Origin of the sequence: Nitratireductor luteus, assembly GCF_026162365.1 — a bacterium.
GTDB lineage: Bacteria > Pseudomonadota > Alphaproteobacteria > Rhizobiales > Rhizobiaceae > Chelativorans > Chelativorans luteus.
Window position 1 is genome coordinate 59,106 of the sequence record NZ_JAOANW010000015.1, and the last position, 17,642, is coordinate 76,747.

General features: G+C 56.0%; 16 protein-coding genes and 1 pseudogene. 6 read left to right on the forward strand and 11 right to left on the reverse strand.

Going from position 1 to position 17,642, the window contains the following annotated elements:
* Positions 1-31: 31 nt before the first annotated feature.
* The 9 genes from N1058_RS19495 to N1058_RS19535 all read right to left on the reverse strand — a co-directional run bounded on the left by N1058_RS19495 (position 32) and on the right by N1058_RS19535 (position 9,451).
* Positions 32-838 (reverse strand): helix-turn-helix transcriptional regulator, encoded by an 807-nt coding sequence (locus N1058_RS19495; RefSeq protein WP_338040703.1) that lies wholly within the window; start codon positions 836-838, stop codon positions 32-34.
* A 291-nt stretch (positions 839-1,129) separates the two neighbouring features.
* Positions 1,130-3,460, reverse strand: coding sequence for a xanthine dehydrogenase family protein molybdopterin-binding subunit (locus tag N1058_RS19500; RefSeq protein WP_265519270.1), 2,331 nt, complete (start codon positions 3,458-3,460; stop codon positions 1,130-1,132).
* Positions 3,461-3,496: 36 nt separating this feature from the next.
* On the reverse strand, positions 3,497-4,819 hold the full coding sequence (locus N1058_RS19505; protein WP_265519271.1) for a TRAP transporter large permease: 1,323 nt from the start codon (positions 4,817-4,819) through the stop codon (positions 3,497-3,499).
* Positions 4,819-5,289, reverse strand: a complete 471-nt coding sequence (locus N1058_RS19510) for a TRAP transporter small permease subunit (RefSeq protein WP_265519272.1) — start codon at positions 5,287-5,289, stop codon at positions 4,819-4,821. Before N1058_RS19510 ends, N1058_RS19505 begins: the two co-directional genes overlap by 1 nt.
* 152 nt (positions 5,290-5,441) lie before the next feature.
* A complete protein-coding gene (locus N1058_RS19515; protein WP_265519273.1) occupies positions 5,442-6,509 on the reverse strand; it encodes a type 2 periplasmic-binding domain-containing protein in 1,068 nt (355 codons plus the stop codon).
* A 66-nt stretch (positions 6,510-6,575) separates the two neighbouring features.
* Positions 6,576-7,373: a cyclase family protein gene (locus tag N1058_RS19520; protein WP_265519274.1), complete on the reverse strand. Its 798-nt coding sequence runs from the start codon at positions 7,371-7,373 to the stop codon at positions 6,576-6,578.
* On the reverse strand, positions 7,373-7,795 hold the full coding sequence (locus N1058_RS19525) for an acyl-CoA thioesterase (RefSeq protein ID WP_265519275.1): 423 nt from the start codon (positions 7,793-7,795) through the stop codon (positions 7,373-7,375). Before N1058_RS19525 ends, N1058_RS19520 begins: the two co-directional genes overlap by 1 nt.
* A gap of 59 nt (positions 7,796-7,854) precedes the next feature.
* On the reverse strand, positions 7,855-8,751 hold the full coding sequence (locus N1058_RS19530) for a beta-keto acid cleavage family enzyme (RefSeq protein WP_265519276.1): 897 nt from the start codon (positions 8,749-8,751) through the stop codon (positions 7,855-7,857).
* Between the two features lie 25 nt (positions 8,752-8,776).
* A complete protein-coding gene (locus tag N1058_RS19535) occupies positions 8,777-9,451 on the reverse strand; it encodes a GntR family transcriptional regulator (RefSeq protein ID WP_265519277.1) in 675 nt (224 codons plus the stop codon).
* 321 nt (positions 9,452-9,772) lie between these two features.
* Here N1058_RS19535 and N1058_RS19540 point away from each other — a divergent pair, with 321 nt between their 5' ends.
* The 6 genes from N1058_RS19540 to N1058_RS19565 all read left to right on the forward strand — a co-directional run bounded on the left by N1058_RS19540 (position 9,773) and on the right by N1058_RS19565 (position 15,146).
* Positions 9,773-10,246, forward strand: coding sequence for a (2Fe-2S)-binding protein (locus tag N1058_RS19540; RefSeq protein WP_265519278.1), 474 nt, complete (start codon positions 9,773-9,775; stop codon positions 10,244-10,246).
* On the forward strand, positions 10,239-11,021 hold the full coding sequence (locus N1058_RS19545) for an FAD binding domain-containing protein (protein ID WP_265519279.1): 783 nt from the start codon (positions 10,239-10,241) through the stop codon (positions 11,019-11,021). The genes N1058_RS19540 and N1058_RS19545 overlap by 8 nt, the downstream gene beginning before the upstream one ends.
* Positions 11,022-11,126: 105 nt before the next feature.
* Positions 11,127-11,576, forward strand: coding sequence for an SRPBCC family protein (locus N1058_RS19550; RefSeq protein ID WP_265519280.1), 450 nt, complete (start codon positions 11,127-11,129; stop codon positions 11,574-11,576).
* Positions 11,577-11,826: 250 nt separating this feature from the next.
* On the forward strand, positions 11,827-13,059 hold the full coding sequence (locus N1058_RS19555) for a flavin-dependent oxidoreductase (RefSeq protein WP_265519281.1): 1,233 nt from the start codon (positions 11,827-11,829) through the stop codon (positions 13,057-13,059).
* 124 nt (positions 13,060-13,183) lie between these two features.
* Positions 13,184-14,248, forward strand: a complete 1,065-nt coding sequence (locus tag N1058_RS19560; RefSeq protein ID WP_265519338.1) for a maleylacetate reductase — start codon at positions 13,184-13,186, stop codon at positions 14,246-14,248.
* A 52-nt stretch (positions 14,249-14,300) separates the two neighbouring features.
* The gene (locus N1058_RS19565) at positions 14,301-15,146 is read left to right on the forward strand and encodes an intradiol ring-cleavage dioxygenase (protein ID WP_265519282.1); all 846 of its coding nucleotides are present in this window, start codon (positions 14,301-14,303) and stop codon (positions 15,144-15,146) included.
* Between the two features lie 260 nt (positions 15,147-15,406).
* Here the strand turns inward: N1058_RS19565 and N1058_RS19570 are convergent, their stop codons facing one another.
* Together N1058_RS19570 and N1058_RS19575 are read right to left on the reverse strand one after the other, a co-directional pair.
* Positions 15,407-16,372, reverse strand: coding sequence for a helix-turn-helix domain-containing protein (locus N1058_RS19570; RefSeq protein WP_265519283.1), 966 nt, complete (start codon positions 16,370-16,372; stop codon positions 15,407-15,409).
* Positions 16,373-17,006: 634 nt separating this feature from the next.
* A pseudogene (locus N1058_RS19575) lies at positions 17,007-17,246 on the reverse strand (ArdC-like ssDNA-binding domain-containing protein); the annotation flags it as partial.
* Positions 17,247-17,642 lie beyond the last annotated feature (396 nt).

A 17,642-nucleotide genomic window follows, 5' to 3' on the forward strand; every position in this document is an offset into this window, starting at 1 on the left:
GGTTTCAGGAATTACGGATATCCGTAGGTAATCAGGAAATCAGCCCGAGCCGCAACGCTTCTGCGACGGCATGAACGGTGTTCGCCACGCCCAGTTTTGCGCGGACGGCCCGCATATGCATGTCGGCGGTATGGATGCTGACGTTCAACCGTTCGGCGATCTCGTCGGTAGTAAGTCCCTCTGAGGCCCACGCCACGGCCTCACGTTGCCGGCGTGAAAGATGGACTGTGTTGCGGTCAATCTGCCCACCGGCCAGCGCGAGCGCGCAGCCGAGCCCGTATGCGGCGACAAACTGCAGCGCGAATCGATCCGACTCAGCGAGTTCAAGCTGCTCCGCAGCTACGGAGAATCCAAACATGCCACTTTCCAGAGTCGGAAAGGAAAAGGTGATCCCCTCGCGAAGGCGGAACTCCCCAGCTTCATTTATGATGCGCCGGCCGATCGGGCAGACCGAGCAGAGCTCCCGTATCTCATCCCAGTGGAAATGAGGGCACCCTCGCTGAACAAGACGTATCGCCGGATCGCGGTAGAGATAGCCAAGCGAGAAATATCGGTGTGACCATTCTGCGGGCCATCTCTCGAGGAGAACGTGTGACCGTTGCTCCCGCCTTGACGAATTCGGTGGTGGGATCATCCCTGCGAGAAGGTTAGTGGCGCCGTAGTGTTGAAGGAAGTTCAAGAGACAACGGCTGACTTCATCAGTCGTGCGACAGTCCCTCATATCTTCCGTTACGCTATACGTCTGCTCCAGACGGAAGCGCCAACGCCCATTGCGATGTCGCGCAAGGTGGCGATCTTGCTGGTTATCCGTTTCCACAACCTTCTTTTGACCTGACATGTCGCCTCTGCTGTCACGCGCCTCACCTGCTGCTGCACACTTTGGGCTTAACAAGAAGAACTGCTGACACAGCCTGACTCAAGCGAACTGGTCTCCGGCAGACGCGGCACGGCTCAACCATGCATTCTGCCGCTTTTCCCCACCACCATCTGAGCACCGATCGATGGCGGTAACGGTAGGCAACGCACACTTCTCACCGTGTTCAATCCAATCCCGCATGGCTAGCAGGGCCGGCTTGTCCGGCAGTTCGCACTCTTCTGACGGTATGATCGTTGGCGCGTTCACCGGATTTCAAATGGTCTCATGTTGTGAATCGCGGATGGCCTGCCACACTCGATGCGGCACAAACGGCATGTCGATGTTGTCGATCCCAAGGGAGCGAACTGCATCGATAACCGCATTTGCAATCGCCGGCGGCGCGCCAATCGTTCCGGATTCTCCCACTCCTTTCAGTCCAAGGGGATTAGTCGCTGTCGGATACTCGGCGAGCTCGGTCTTGATTGAGCAGAAGTTGTCCGCGCGTGGCAGGCTGTAGTCCATTAGGCTGCCGGTCATGATCTGCCCATCGTCGTCGTAGACAATCTCCTCAAGCAGAGCCTGTCCTACCCCTTGGGCGATACCACCTAGGATTTGTCCTTCGCAGATCATCGGGTTTATGGCGTGACCCACATCATCGACAACGGCATAGCGATCGATGGAAATCCGCCCGGTCTCGGGGTCGATCTCAACTTCGCAGATGTGACAGCCGTTGGGATAATTGGGAATGTCCGCCGACGCTGTTCCTACCGCCTCGAGGCCGAGTGAGTATTTTTCGTCCAGATGGACCGGTTGAAAAAGAGATCTGGCGACATCGGTGATTGGAAGTGTTCGATTTGACGACCGGCTTCTGAAAATGCCCTCCGCAAAGTCAACTTCTTCAGGCTCTGTCTCAAGCATTTCTGCTGCTCGAATGCGAGCCTTCTCAATGATCGCCTGGCACGCTGATTTCAACGCTTTGCTTGCGAGAAGAGAGCTGCGCGCGGAGTAGGTGCCTCTGCCGAACGTCACCTTCTCGGTATCGCCCTGGATAAAGCGTATATCTTCGAAGGGAATGCCGAGCCACTCACTGACCATCTGGGCAAAGGTTGTCGCATGACTTTGCCCATGAGAATGAAGGCCTGAGACGATCGTTACTGCGCCGCTCGGATCGAAATTCAACTCCATACGATCGTTAAAAATGCCCGCGTGTTCGATATAGAAGATGAGCGACCGCCCACGGAGCAACCCGCGGTCTGAAGAGGCTTGGCGCCGGCCCTCGTATCCATCCCAGTCGGCAAGCTTCTTGCACCGTTCCATCAACTGCATGAATTCGCCGCTGTCGTAAGTCGATCCGGTGGGCGTTGTATATGGCATCGCCTCGGGAGGAATGGCGTTTATCCTGCGTATCTCGTCGCGCTCGAGCCCGATCTGGTTGGCAGCTTCGTCCAAGAGCCTTTCGATCAGAAAGTTGCCTTCTGCTCGCCCCGGCCCGCGATAAACATGGGTGGGCGCGGTATTCGAGAATGCTGCCGTCGCGGTAATCGACACCTTTTGAATGTCGTAGATGCCCGGCGAATAGCGTATCGTAAACCAGGGAGCGATGGCGCCGGTCGGCGCGACATAGGCACCTATCCAATGGATGGAGTTGGCTCGTAGAGCGAGGATCTTGCCTTGAGAATTCAATGCAAGTTCACCCTCGACAACCTCGTCCCTGCCGTGAAAGTCGGCCACCAGCATATCCGATCGTGTAGACAGCCAGCGCACTGGTCTGCCGCATCGGCGAGACGCCCAAAGAACCAATGCGTCTTCCGGATATGCGTCCGTCTTCATGCCGAATCCTCCCCCGACGTCCGGCGATATCACCCGCAGTTTCGTTTGGGGTATTGCAAAGACGTCGCGCGCCAGCTGCTCACGAACAGCATGGGGGCTCTGGGAAGACGTGTAGAGCGTGTAACCGTCGTCTGAAGGATCGTAGCTTCCGATTATCGCACGAGGCTCGAGAGGGTTTGCGGCAACGCGATTGTTCCTCAGTTTCACGCTGACACGATGTGTTGCGCTCTCGAATGCCTCGTTGACCACACTCTCTTCGCCCATCTTGATAGCGAAGCTGACGTTGTCAGTGCAGTCGTCCCACACAGCCGATGCACCTGGAGCCAGGCCTGCCGGCGAGTTCGGGACAGTCGCAAGTTCCTCAAAGTCGACTTCGATCAATTCAGCGGCATTGCGCGCCGCCGTCAGTGTTTCGGCTACAACGAACGCAACGCGGTCACCAACAAACCGGACTTTGTCGGTCACGAGAACCGGGCGCTTTGTGCGATATCCGTCCTTGGTCAGGCCGAAATCCTGGGGCATGAAGTTCGGTAGCATCGGTCCGATCTGGTCCGCCTCGATATCCTTTCCTGTAAGGATGCAAAGCACCCCGGGTATCTGAAGAGCAGCAGACGTGTCGATTGAACTGATTCTGGCGTGCGCCATGGGTGAAAGCACGACATGCCCGTAGCATTCTCGAGGAAGGTGAATGTCGTCCACATATCGGCCGCGACCGGTCACGAAGCGCGCATCCTCAACGCGCTTGACCGAATGACCTATTCCGTTTTCTGCCATTTCTGCCTCCCTAGGTCGGGTCATTTCATTTCACTCTCAAAGCAGTCCGATTGCGATCTGCGGCAGCAAAACGACGAGCAATAGGACGAATAACATTGCGAGTGTCAGGGGTGCCGACCCTATGAAGATGTCCTTCAGCGACACGTCCCGACGAGAGAGTGTCGCGTGTACGACAAAGACCGAGAGCCCTAGGGGCGGGGTCAACAGCCCGATCTCGACTGCGATAACGGTTACGATGCCGAACCAGACAGGATCGATGCCGAAGGGCTGAAGAGCGGCAAGGAAGATCGGCACCATGATCGCCATGATCGAGATGGATTCGATCACAGTCCCCAAAACGAGAATGATGGCGAAGTAAATGAGCAGGAGGGCGACATAACCAAGGCCTGAATCCATCACCAAATCTCCCATCTGGGTCGGCAGGCCGGAAATGCCCAGCATACGGCTGAACATGCTTGCCGCTATGATCAGGAACAGCAAAGACGCGGTGATGTGGCCTGTGTCGATCAGAACTTCGCCAAGCTTTTTCCATGTCAGCCGCCGACGGATCAACACGATAAGGAAAGCCGCAAATGCGCCCATCCCGCCCGCTTCAATGGCCGTGAATACGCCTCCGTAGATGCCGCCGAAGACGAGCGTGATCAGGAGTGCCAGGGGGACGGTCTTCCAGAGAATTTGTTCTCCGGTAGGCCGATCTAAATCGGCGTCTTCATGGCTTAGCTCCGACCCGCTCGACCAGACCAAATTTGGCGTAAACCGGGCCATCAGGACAATGGTGACACCAAACATCAATGTCAGGAGCAAGCCGGGGCCAATCCCTGCCAGGAAAAGGTCGCCGACCGATTGTTCCGTCAGGATCGCATAGAAGATCAAAAGGATGCTTGGAGGAATGAGCATGCCCAAAATAGCGGAACCCGCCACTGTGCCCACCGCAAAGCGGGTGCGATAGCCAAAGCGTTCCATCTCAGGCACTGCGACTCTCGTGAAGACCGACGCCGAGGCGATCGATGATCCGGTAACCGAGGCGAACAGCGCGTTGGCCGCGACTGTCGCGATACCAAGCCCGCCCAGCACACGCGACAAGAGGTAGTGCGCTATCTCATATGCATCGCGCCCCATGCCGGCCGCGGAGACGAAGAAGCCCATTAGGACGAAAAGCGGAACGATCCCGAATATGTATTCGTTGATCGTATGTGCGGCGGATTCATAAAGCAGCGCCGCTGCAATATCGAAACTTCCCCGCATGACCCAAACGCTGACAAACGACGTCAGGGCGAGCGCAATCGGTACATGCATGCCGAAGTAGATCAGCGCTATCATTATGACGGCAGATACAATGCCGATTTCAAACCCCGTCATCACGATTGACCTTCTTCTATACTCTCGTCGGGCGATTGTTTTTCGTTCGCAGCCCCTAGGCCAAGTTCGTCGGCAGCCATGATGAGGAACTGTACGAGCAAGAGCGCGCAACCGAACCAAATCGCAAAGCGGATCGGCCATTCGGGGAAGGTGAAAACCCCGTGAGCGCCGATGAAATAGCCGTGATCGTAAGCATCGAGCCATTTGGGCCAGGCCAACCAAGCGATCACAGCCATCAATGCTGCGCCTGCAGCATGCATGAGCGCGCCCGTCACGCTTCCCACCAAAGGGAAGCGCCGCCTCAAACCCATGAAGAATGCATCGGAACGCGTAACCCGGCCTTCTTTGAGGGTGTGTGCGATCTGCAGGTAGACGATCACCACGATGGAGGCCTGGATAATTTCTGTAGGGCCATTGATCGGCGCATTGAAGTAACGAAAAGCCACATCGACGACGACGATGATCATCATCGCGAATATCCAAACCGAACCCAGCCAGTTGCATACATAGGTGAGATGCTCGAACGCTCGTCGTGGCGCCGATTTGGATCCGTGAGCAGTTGATTGGGGGAAAGTGAAGGCACCGCTATCCGGCGTCCTCACGTCGTCGTTTCCTGCGGAACTCATTCCTGATCCCAATCCCGAAGCAACTTCTGGCCGTTCGACCGAAGGTAGTCGAGATAGGCGGAAAGCAACTCGTGTCCTGGCTTGCCGTCTGACTCCGCGCGATCAGCCCACTGTTTGCCCAGGCTTGGCATCACCTGCGCCCAGGCAATCATGTCTTCTTCGGGCAGCGTGGTGGTCTGTTGTCCGTATTCGGTTTCGCATAACGCGCGACCAGCTTCTGAACCTGCAACCAGCGCATCCAGGTTGACGGTGTTCCAGACTTCAGCGCCTTCCTCGAATGCAGATTTGACTTCGTCGGGAAGACGGTCCCAAACCCCGTTGTTGACCGTCAACATGACGGTGGCACTGCCGCCTGCCCCTGTCACGAGCGCATAGGGAGCTGGTTCGCAAATCTTCAATGCCGCGGCGATCTGCTGCCAAAGGAGCATTCCGTCGTACACACCAGTTTGGATGGAATTGTACGCCGTTGCCATTTCCCCAGTGACTGCGCCGGCGCCTGCCGCCTGAATCCAGGGGAGATTTGCGCCGACCGCGGCGAACTTCTTGCCCTTCATATCCTTGAGCGAGTTTATCGGGATGCTCGAATAGAGCGTGTAGGCGTCTACGACCGCCGAATTGCGCAAATAATGTTGATTGAACGCATCCCACTCTGCTTGGTAAGGCTCATAGGTCTCGACCATGTAGTTGATCGCATCTACTGCCACGCTCAGGTCCTGCGCTGTGAAGGGCGTGGAGAATGAGATCTGATGGAGTGGAAGCTTGTCGGGCGTGTAGGCGGAAATGACAACGCCGACGTCGCCAAGCCCCGATGAGACCGCCTCGAGTTCGGCACGGGGTTTTGCGATCTGCCCGCTATAGGCTTCGTTCCAGGAGATCTTATAGTTTCCCGTCTCTGCAAGGATTTCATCGACGGTAGGTATGAACCCAGTGGTGACTGCACTTACCGCCGAGAATTGCGGGGCGTTGCCCGAGACGACAGTTATGCTGATCGTTTCTGCGGCCGAGGCCGTAGAGGCGAGCAGAGCTCCGGCTACGCCGAAAGCAATCGTGTATTTGTAGTTCATTCTGGTATCCTCCCATGATATCCACTACCCGTGCTTTGAGGCGGTGGAATCTCTAACAAACTGAAATCACTCGACTAAATTCTCCTGCTCTTCGCTGTCTCTAATGAAAGCAACAGGCCGGACCCAGCCAGCCGAGGCGCCCGCGATTTTCACGGGAAAGCAGCACACCTTGAAACCGTGCGGTGGAAGGCGGTCGAGGTTGGTGAGCTTCTCCATATGGCAGTAGCCCTTCTCGCTGCCTGCCTTGTGTCCCTCCCAGATAACGGAGGGATCACCCGTCTCTTCGAACCGTCGTCGGGTGGCTGAGAATGGAGCATCCCAGCTCCATCCGTCGGTACCGGTAATCTTGACGCCCTGTTCCAACAGATAAAGCGTGGCTTCTCGGCCCATTCCACATCCGGCGTCCAAGAAACGGTCGGTGCCGTATGCCGTGGCGGCCGATGTGTTGACCATGACGATGTCAAATGGCTTGAGGTTGTATTCAATCAGGTCGAGCGATCGCCTCACGTCGTCGACCGAACAGACATAGCCGTCAGGCATCTCAGTCATGTCGAGCTTCACGCCATCTGCGAAGCACCACTCCAATGGAACTTCATCGATCGTCAGGGCAGGTTTGCCGCCATCCATGGTCGGATGGAAATGCCAGGGAGCATCCATGTGGGTGCCGTTGTGGGTGGTCAATATTACCCGTTCCAAGGCGGCACCTTTGCCCTCGGGAAGCTGGCTCACCGACAGGCCGGGAAACATTTGCACGAAATCGTGGGCACCCGCATCGTGATCCAGATACTCGATTGTTGGCAGCATATTCGGAGGGTCCGATGCGATACCAGCGCGCAGGTCAACGGAGAGGTCGATCATGCGCATCACGAAACCTCTCCTGGGCTTTTGGCACCGAGCCTCTGGGTAACCTCGCAAGGGATGGGGATGCTGTGGATTTTGCTCGGGTCGTTTTCGTCCCGACCGATCCAAACCCGGGTGTCATTCCCTTCCACCGCCAGTGCGCCAGACCGGCTCGTCACGCGATGGGAAAGCGTAATGCTTGATCTCCCGATACGAACCACATCCGTGGCAATAGTGACTTGCTGCCCGAACGAGATCGGTGTCGCGAACTTCGCTTGGCAGTCGACCATCGGCCAACCTGCCACCTTGAAACGACGGAGAATGTCCGGCTTCTGCATGCCCAATGCATCCGCCAGTAGAGAATTGGTGTTTGCATCGAAGAATTCGAAGTAGCGGGGATAGTAAACAATGCCGGCAGGGTCGCAGTCTCCCCACTCGACCATCATCGATCGCTCAAATCGATAAAGTGGGTACGACCCGGACCGGCTATCTGCTGCCCCGTTCATCATTGCCCGCCATTCAGTTGGGCGAGCCCGAGCATCTCACGGGCTTCGGAAGGCGACGCGACCTCGCGCCCGAGTTCGTTGGCGATCCGCACTGTCCGCGCGACCAGCATTTCGTTCGTCGCAAGTTCGCCCTTGCGATAGTAGTTGTTGTCTTCGAGACCAACGCGCACGTGACCACCCCAGAGAATTCCCTGGGTCGTTGCGGGCAACTGGGCTGGACCGATTCCGGAAACGCAGAAGACAGACTGCGGCGGCAGGAGCTTGATCATCGACTCCAGCACGTCGTGGCTATACGCCATTGCACCTTGGAAATTCCGGTGTGCACCGAGAACGATGTTGATGTAGTAGGGGGGCTTGTCGTACCCTTTCTCGATCAGCCTGCAGACGTCCTGAGCGATATGGGCTGGATTGAAGACCTCCCATTCCGGCTTGACGCCGCGCTCCTGGAAGCGCTTCGCGAGCTTCTCGCTGCGGCTAGGCGAGGTGATAACTAGGATCTCTTTGTCGCCAAAGGTGTCGACCGCGGTAAAGCCATCCAGAGTGGCCATCTCCGCGCCTGCGTCTGCACCCTTAATCCGCTCATCGAAGTTGTTCTCGAACATCCCATCCGGGCGCTCGAGCAACATATCGCCGCTCGAACCGCCCCCAGTGGAATTGTTGATGATGATGTCGCAGCGCTCCCGAATTAGGGAGTTCATGTTGCGGTAGATATCGGGATTGCAGGTGGCCAGATCGTCCGGACGGCGTGCATGCAATGCCGCAATGGCCGCGCCTTCCTTGTGTGACAAAGCGACGGATGCGGCGATCTCTTCTGGTTGAGTGGGCAATGCAGGATTGGATTCCTTCGATGCCATACCGCCGGTAGGCGCAACCGTAATAATCAGCTTTGAGGTCACAGTACTCTCCAATTAACTCGTTGAATTAGCTTTTCTTTTCGGAATCACTCATCCGATCGTCCAGGACAGACGAGTAGAACTCGGTCGTCGTCCGGAGATTTCTTTCCAGCAGCTCGACCGCTTCTTCGGTCTTGCCGGATACGGTGGCGTCTGCGATCGCGGTATGCTGCTCGATGATCTCCTCGCGGTTCATGTTTTCATCCATGAGCGCGATGCGGTAACGGCGGTGCTGATCTGCTAGGCGCCGTTGGATTTCGAGGGCTCGTGGGCTGCCGCAGGCCGAAATCAGAGCTTTGTGGAATTCATCATGCTCGTCGTTCCAGGCGTCGAGACCTTCTTTATCGGTCGCTGTGTTGAGCGTGATGTCCTTCAGGCGATAGAGCGCGCCGACAACCTCGGCCTTCCACTCTACGCCGCCTTTGGCAATCGACTGGCGGAGCGCGGCGGTTTCCACCGTTACCCTCATCCATTCGATGTCGAGCAGATCACTTCTCGTAAGGGGCTTAAGTCGGAAGCCGCGGTTTGCCGCAAACTCGATAAGGCCCTCTCCGGCGAGCCCGGTAAGCGCCTCCCGCAGGGGACTGCTTCCCAGGTTGTATTCTTTTCTCAGTTCCTGGAGCCGAAGCCACTCCGAAGGAGGCCAGCGACCTTCAATGATGTCGCGGCGAAGCAGGGTCTTTGCCAAAAATGTTTGATTCACGGTGCTTGCAGCCTCCTCTGAACAGCGTATGTTAAATGTTGCAAATTATCGATTATCAAGTCAAGATGACATTATAAATTTAGAAACATGAAGTTCGTGCAAGAATGCATTATTCGGTCATGACATTGAAAATAAACGACTTCTACCGTGGCTGGGCATTCGAATGAAAGGGAGAATGAGGATGAGATTGTACGAAAGACGCTGGCGTTTGACCCGGGAGTCAACGGAAGCCCTGTCAAAAAGAGAGTGTGCTGGACTTTGATGGAAACACGATTTCCCGTCGCAACAGGAGAGCATTCATCCAGTGGAGGCCACAGCAAAATGGACTTCGTATCAATTAGTGTGAATGGGACCGAGTTAGCGGGCCCTGCAGAACCCAGAAATCTTCTGGTTGAATTCCTTAGAGCGAATGGCCTAACCGGCACCCACGTCGGATGCGACACCAGTCAGTGTGGCGCGTGCAATGTCTTGGTCGATGGAAAGCTGATCAAATCCTGCACTGCTTTCGCTGTCGAACTGCAGGGGCGGTCGGTAACGACTATCGAGGGAGTTGCGGTCGGAGGCGCGCTTCATCCAATTCAACGGGCCTTCCATGATTATCACGGACTTCAATGTGGGTTCTGCACCCCCGGCATGATTATCGCGGCACTTGCGCTGCTTCAGGAAAATACGAAGCCCACGGAAGACGAAATACGCGCTTTTCTAGCCGGCAGTATCTGTCGCTGCACAGGCTATCAAAACATCGTCACCGCCATACAGGCTGCTGCTGAGCAAATGGAGAGCGGGAATGTATGACTTCGAGTTTGTTGGCCCAAAGACCATTGCCGAAGCGGTGGACGCCCTTAGAGCGGAAGGTTCTCAGCCATTGTCCGGTGGGCAAACGCTTATTCCGACAATGAAGCAGAGACTTGCCGCTCCCACCCGACTGGTTTCGCTTGCCGAAATCGATGAGATGAAGGGCGTCCAGCGTAAAAATAATTGTATCCGAATTAGGGGGGCGACGACGCATGCTGAGGTGTCGCGGAATGTGAAAGACTTTCCAGCGCTTGCTAAGCTCGCGGGTGGGATTGGAGATCCCGCAGTTAGAAACCGCGGAACGATCGGCGGGTCGCTAGCGAACAATGATCCGTCTGCTTGTTATCCATCTGCAGTTTTGGCGTCGGCAGCCACAATCATCACGAACTCCCATGAGATTGCGGCCGACGATTTCTTCCAGGGCGTATTCACTACCGCGCTTGCCGAGGGCGAGATTATTACGGCTGTGGAATTTCCCGTTCCCCGGCGGGCTGCATATCTCAAATTTGAGCAACCAGCGTCGCGCTTTGCGCTGGTCGGGGTCTTCGTGGCCCAGTTTGAATCGGGTGTCCGTGTCGCCGTAACAGGCGCTGGCGAAGACGGTGTCTTTCGCTGGCGGGAGGCGGAAGCACTTCTGTCAGGATCGTTCTCGCCTGATGCGATTGCGGGGCTTTCGCCACCTGCTGATCAAATGATGGGCGATCTGTTCGGTACACCGGAATACCGCGCCCACCTCGTTGGTGTTCTAACAAAGCGCGCTGTTGCTGCGGCTTGATCTGCAGCACATCCGCCCCTCGTTCAAACCCGCAGAAATGCCAGATATCCAATCGGTCATGACAACCGTCAGTGCCGACAAGTAGTGATCACATAGAGGTTCAAAATGAAGTTAGAGGGCGAGTTCGTCGTTCCGTTGTCCAGGCAAGAAGTTTGGACGATGCTCAACGATCCCGAGGTTCTCCAGCGGGCCATTCCAGGCTGCAAGGAACTCACCGAAACGGATGATGGCTATTCGGCAAAAGTGGGCGTTGCCATCGGTCCGGTCAAAGCGACCTTTTCGGGCGACGTGACATTCACGGATGTGACCGAGTTCCACGGCTACACGCTTATGGGGCAGGGATCCGGAGGTGTCGCGGGATTCGCCAAGGGTTCCGCCAAAATGCTTCTTGAAGAGCGCGAGGAAGGAACGGCCATCCTTTATGATGTCGATGCTTCTGTGGCCGGTAAACTGGCGCAATTGGGCAACCGTCTGATCGCTTCGACGTCGAAGAAACTCGCGGCACAGTTCTTTGACGAACTGAATGTGATCGCCCAAGAGCGAGCCGCTGCCTGATGACGGATACGGAATCGAGGAGGTTCCAAGAGAGCAGAGTGCATCGACTGCCGGGTAGCTGATAGCTCTAGATACACAGGGGCACACGAATTCGCCGATCGGCACACAAGGTTGATAATGTGACATCTATTGTCACGTGTGTGAATTGTTGCCGCCCCGCAACCCTTCGATAATCACCCCAAATCAAGCAGTCTGACACGGAACCATTGAAGGTAATTTGGTCGGAAAAATGAAATGCTGGGAGGCAGGAATGCGGAGAGTAGCGATTGCGGGTGCCGGTATTGGCGGGCTTACGGCGGCATTGTCGCTTCACGAGATGGGATTTGAGGTCAAAGTCTTTGAGGCGGTGGATGAGCTGCAGCCTTTGGGCGTCGGCATCAATCTGATGCCGCATTCGTCCGAGGTGCTTCATGGACTTGGTCTTGCGGAAGCGCTGGACGACATCGCGGTTCGTACCCGGTGTATCGAATATCGGACAAAGTACGGACATGTCATCCAGTCGGATCCGCGCAATGTTGAAGCGGGGTTTGCTTCCCCCCAATACTCAATCCATCGTGGCGAGTGTCAGTTCCTTCTGTTCGACACCGTAAGGTCTCGCCTAGGGGCCGATTCAGTGGAAACGGGCATGATGGTTGAGAGCTACGATCAAACTTCAGATCAGGTCAATGTGCATTTCGCCAACGGACGCAGCTACGATTTTGATTTCCTGATTGGTGGCGACGGACTGCGATCGAACGTCCGCCGACAGATGCATCCGGATGAAGGTCCGCCCCACTACGAGGGTACGATGATGTATCGCGGCGCAGTCGAAATGGAGCAGATCGGCGACGGGCGCACCATGGTTATTGCGGGAAACCATGATGTGAAATTCGTCACCTATCCGATCAGCGAAAAGGCTCGAAAACAGGGGCGCGCGCTTACCAACTGGGTAGCTGAGGTGCGCGTCGATCAACCCCGACACATTAAGGATGCCGACTGGACGCGGCGAGGGACGCGGGACTTCATTCAACGCTTCAATGATTTCGTCATGCACGACATGAATGTCGTCGACATCATGGAAAGCACCGAAGCAATAACGGAGTTCCCGATGATCGACCGGGATCCACTTGAAGTTTGGACCGACGGCCGTGTGACGTTGTTAGGTGATGCGGCTCATCCGATGTATCCGATTGGCGCAAATGGAGCGTCACAAGCAATCATCGATGCGAAGGTTTTGGCTGAGAAGCTTGCGGAAGCCCCTGAGTCGGCTGGTTTACGCGAGTACGAGAAAATTCGGCGCCCGATCACTACCAAGGTCGTTCTGACAAATAGGCAGTCTGGTCCTGAAAAAGTACTCGACATTGCAGATGCCAGGGTGACTGGACCGGATGATCGTGTTGAGGATTTGATTACACCCGAAGAGCTGGAGGAAGTGGCGGCAAGCTATCGGGAGATTGCGGGATTTCAAAAGAAATCCGTGATGCCGGCCACCGACGCCCAGTAGGTCCGCCTCCAGGTAATCGGCTCGACAGTGCCTTGTCGGCGTGAGCACCTTCTTTATTCCTCTTAACATCAAGCACGGAATGGATTCGTAGGTGGCAAGAATGGTTCAAAACTTGGGAAACGGCATTGAGGCGCCGGCCTTTGTCTACAATGTGAATCCCGCACGTATCGTATTTGGCGCGGGTACGCTGGCTTCTCTCGCGCGCGAAGTGTCTGCCGCTGGTTGTCGTCGCGTCTTGATTCTTTCGACGCCATTTCAAAAACCCGATGCAGAGCGTCTCGCGTCCGATCTGGGTGAACTAACAGCTGGCGTCTTCTCTGAAGCTGCGATGCATACGCCCACTCCGGTGACCAACGCGGCTGTAGCTAAATATAGCTCTTGCCAGGCCGATGGTGTTGTTTCACTGGGAGGGGGTTCTACAATCGGGCTGGGAAAGGCTATCGCATATCGAACTGATGCAATTCAGTTTGCTGTTCCGACAACATATGCCGGCTCCGAGGTAACCCCCATATTAGGTCAGACTGAGCAAGGCAAAAAAACTACCTTGCGCAGCAACATCGTTCTGCCCGAAGTTGTGATTTACGATCCTGACCTGACCCTTGGTCTCCCCGTCGCAATGAGCGTTACCAGCGGTCTCAACGCTATGGCGCATGCGATCGAAGCGATTTATGCCCAGGATCGAAACCCAATTTCGTCCCTGATGGCCGTCGAAGGCGTTCGGTCGCTTCGCGATGCATTACCGCAGATAGTCCGCGTTCCTTATGACAGAACGGCCAGGGGCCTTGCACTTTATGGCTCGTGGCTATGCGGAACGGTTCTCGGCACCGTGGGTATGTCGCTGCACCACAAGCTATGCCACACGCTCGGCGGGTCATTCGATCTTCCGCACTCTGAAACCCATGCAATCCTTATTCCCCATACCGCGGCCTACAACGAGCTGGCGGCAAGCGATCAGCTTGCTCCGATCGCAAACCTGTTTGGAGGTCGGTTGGGTGCAGGTCTGTGGGAATTTGCCAAATCCATCGGTTCTCCCGTCTCCCTAAAAGAACTTGGTTTGGAGGAAGCCGATATTGAACGCGCAGCCGATGTGGCTGTTCAGAACCCATATTGGAATCCTCGGGAGATCGATCGCAACTCGATTGCGGGGCTTTTGCGGCGAGCCTGGGCGGGGCAGGCACCTCAGTCATGACTGAGGTGCCTGCGATTGAAGTTCGAAGTCCGTGACGAAAAAGGGGGTTTCGATGGCGAGCTATTTTAACGAAGAACGATCAGCGGAGATCGTAAACGAACGAATGGGCCGCGACATCAATCCTCGTTTCCGGGAAATAATGTCGTCTCTGGTTCGGCATCTGCATGATTTTGCCAAGGAAGTTGAACTGACCCAAGAGGAGTGGGAATTCGCAATCGATTTTCTCACCAAGACTGGCCAGATCTGCAGTGAGGAACGTCAGGAGTTCATTCTTCTCAGTGACGTTCTCGGCTTCTCGATGCTAGTCGACGCAATCAACAATAGACGCCCAGCCGGTGCCACAGAGAACACCGTGTTCGGTCCGTTTCATGTCGCGGGTGCTCCCGAGCGAACGATGGGAGACAACATCTCGTTGGACGGGAAAGGCGAAAGCTGCCTGTTCATTGGACGAGTGATTGATCTTAATGGCGCTCCCATTTCGGGGGCCAAGATCGATGTGTGGTCGGATAACGCCGACGGCTTCTACGATGTACAGCAGCCTAACATTCAGCCGAAGTGGAACAACCGCGGAATATTTACGACCGGTGCGGATGGACGATACGAGTTCAAGGGGATCAAACCGGTTTCGTATCCCATTCCGGACGATGGTCCAGTCGGCCAGATGCTGGAGCACATCGGTCGGCACCCTTACAGGCCTGCCCACACCCACTTCCTTGTGACTGCGCCTGGCTTTCAGAAACTGGTCACCCACACCTTTGTTGGAGATGACGACTACATCGAGTCCGATACAGTGTTCGGTGTGAAGCAATCACTCGTCGCTCCTTTTGCGCATACCCCTGAAGGCCCGACCGAATGGGTCTCTAAGTTTGATTTTGTTCTTGCGCCAACGCACCCGTGAGCACCCGGAAAACGAAGGCCTGAAGCGAAGAGGCGGCTGAAACGTCATTGCTGAAAATCGAAGTCGATGAAGCTTTGTGGGCGGACAGAGAGAGCCAGTTAAAGGCCAGCGTGCCGGCAGGGTTGTACCGGAATACAGGGCAATCTGCTGAGTACTCCCCTTTCCGAAAGTGCGATTATAGAGCTCTTGGGCGGACATCTGCCCAAAAACCTCAACGCCATTGCTACCGAAACCCCGTCGAACGGGTCGCGCTGAACGCCTCAGTAGTTGTGCCGACATATGTCGGCATTTCTAGGAACTCCGAAGTCCCGAAGTTCTTTGGTTGTGGTCGATGTAGGTACCACGGCGCCTATTCGCCGGAACTCAACTGGTGTAATTCCCGTGCGTCGGCGGAAAAACCTGGAGAAATAGGAAGGCGTCGAGAAGCCAAGCGAATAGCCAATCTGGTTTATAGCGCGCTCGGAGAACAGAAGGTCCCTCTTCGCCTCCAGCAAGATCCTTTCCTGTATGATTTCAAGAGCCGTCGATCCTGTGATCGTTTTGACGGTCCGTGACAGGTGTGTTGGCGTTACCGCTAGAACGTCGGCATAGTCTGAAACCGAATGCGTTTCACAGAAACGCGCATCAACGAGCCGGCGGAATTCCCGGATGAGCGACATCGGTCGCCGGACAGATGGGGATGTGTGCTCTTCCTCCCTGTCGAGCCCGCGGGAGAAGTGTGCGAGCAAAACCTGAAAGTGAGATTGAAGCACAAAGTTCCGGTCTGCATTCCAGCTCCGGTGCTCCTCAACCATTTCGCGCACAATGAAATCCGCCGTACGGAATACATCTGCGTGGTGGCATCCAGCGAGATAGCGCGGAGAGTCGATCCAGCTTGCGAGCCAAGGAGCAGCTCGCACAATGCGCGATAGATCAGCAGTGGCGACTGTCACGACCCACCCCGCGATGTCGGGCGGATATTGGAAACCGTGGACGCTCAACGCAGGCGCCCAGACCAATGTCGGTCCTTCAAGTACCGTGTGCACATCGTCGAGTTGGGTGGTTACTCGCGCGTCTACGAAATAGAACAGTTGAGAAAGCCCCTCATGGTGGTGAGGGGTGACGTTCCAATGATGGATGTGCTGGCGTTCTGAAATTGCCTCACAGTTCAAGAATCCAACGTGTTCTGCAGCGCTGCCAGAAACATAAAGGTGATCGTCAAAGGTTGTGCGGGCAGGTTGTGTCATCGGCGCTGCCACGTTCGATTTGTGACAGTTTGATTCATAGCCCCGTATCGAATGTTTGTCGACTTGCGGTTCCCTCGTGCGGGATCCCCGGATACTTTTTTATGTCATCTTTGCACCAGATGGGAGTAGCTCATTTGGTGCCTGTCATAGGCTTTGTGTGGAGCTGGTCGGGATGTACCTAGCCGATCACCGGTCCATTTTTGAAGATGAAACAAGGCGCCGAAAACTGATCGATTGCATCGCGCTTTTTGTGGAAGCGGGCTGGCCTGAAGCAAGGAAACTGTTCCAGAGCCTTCCCGAGCTATTGCAGTAGCGTTTGCTGCGCTGCGTATAGGAAGTCGAGGTTGGCCCGCCTTCGATAACAATCACGGAATACAGGGGAGGAGGGCGTATGAGTTCAGCCAATCAAAGCCAGATCGACAGGCTTAACCGTGAAATTTCTGACCTACGAAAAGCCGATGCGCGAGAGGCAAAAAAAGAAGCTGATCTGATCGGCAAGATTAACAAGGCGGAAACTGCAGCATCCCGTACCAAAAACGATTCCACGCACCGAACAAAGATGAAGGAGATTGAACGCGCATCGAAGGACCTTGCTTCGGTTCAGAAAAAGCGGGCTGATATCTCCGGCAAGATTGCCGCGAAAGCCGCGCTCGATCACGGCGCCCCAGAGCAGGAGCGCGTTGATGCCGGAATAGCGCCGGCCGGTCGTGGCGTTCTGCGGCATGGCCAGCGGCGCCTTCGCCGCAGCCGTGCCCCATGGCTGGACCCAGGGCACGCGGCCGGCCTCCAGCTCGGCGTTGATCTTGTCGGTGATTTCGGAATAGAGATTGGTCCGGTCGCGCTTGGCCTCGGCGTTGCGGCTGTATCTGGATATCGCGGTTCTCCGCGACGGGCATCGAGGGCCTCTCCCTCGGCTTCCAACCCGTCACGGCAGACCGGTCCGCACTCTCACTCTAATCCCCGGCGGTTGCGCAAGAAGCAGAACTGGAACGGCGCCGAGAGGGCTCCACGGATTTCCGCGTCAAGGACGGATGGCCGGGAGGCGAGTCCTGATCAAGGTTGCCGTCGACGCTTGGCTGGCCGAAGCGACGCTCGCACTGCAACGTCTCAGGGCGACATCGTGAACAAGCCTCGCAGCAACCAATGCGCGCAGGCGCTGGAGTCGCAGCGTCGGAGTGGATACCGCAATACCGCTGCCGCGGCGCGCGAGATCGTCGACAATGCGATGGAGGCGGGTGCAACGCGCATCGATGTCTGCTGCGGAAAGCCG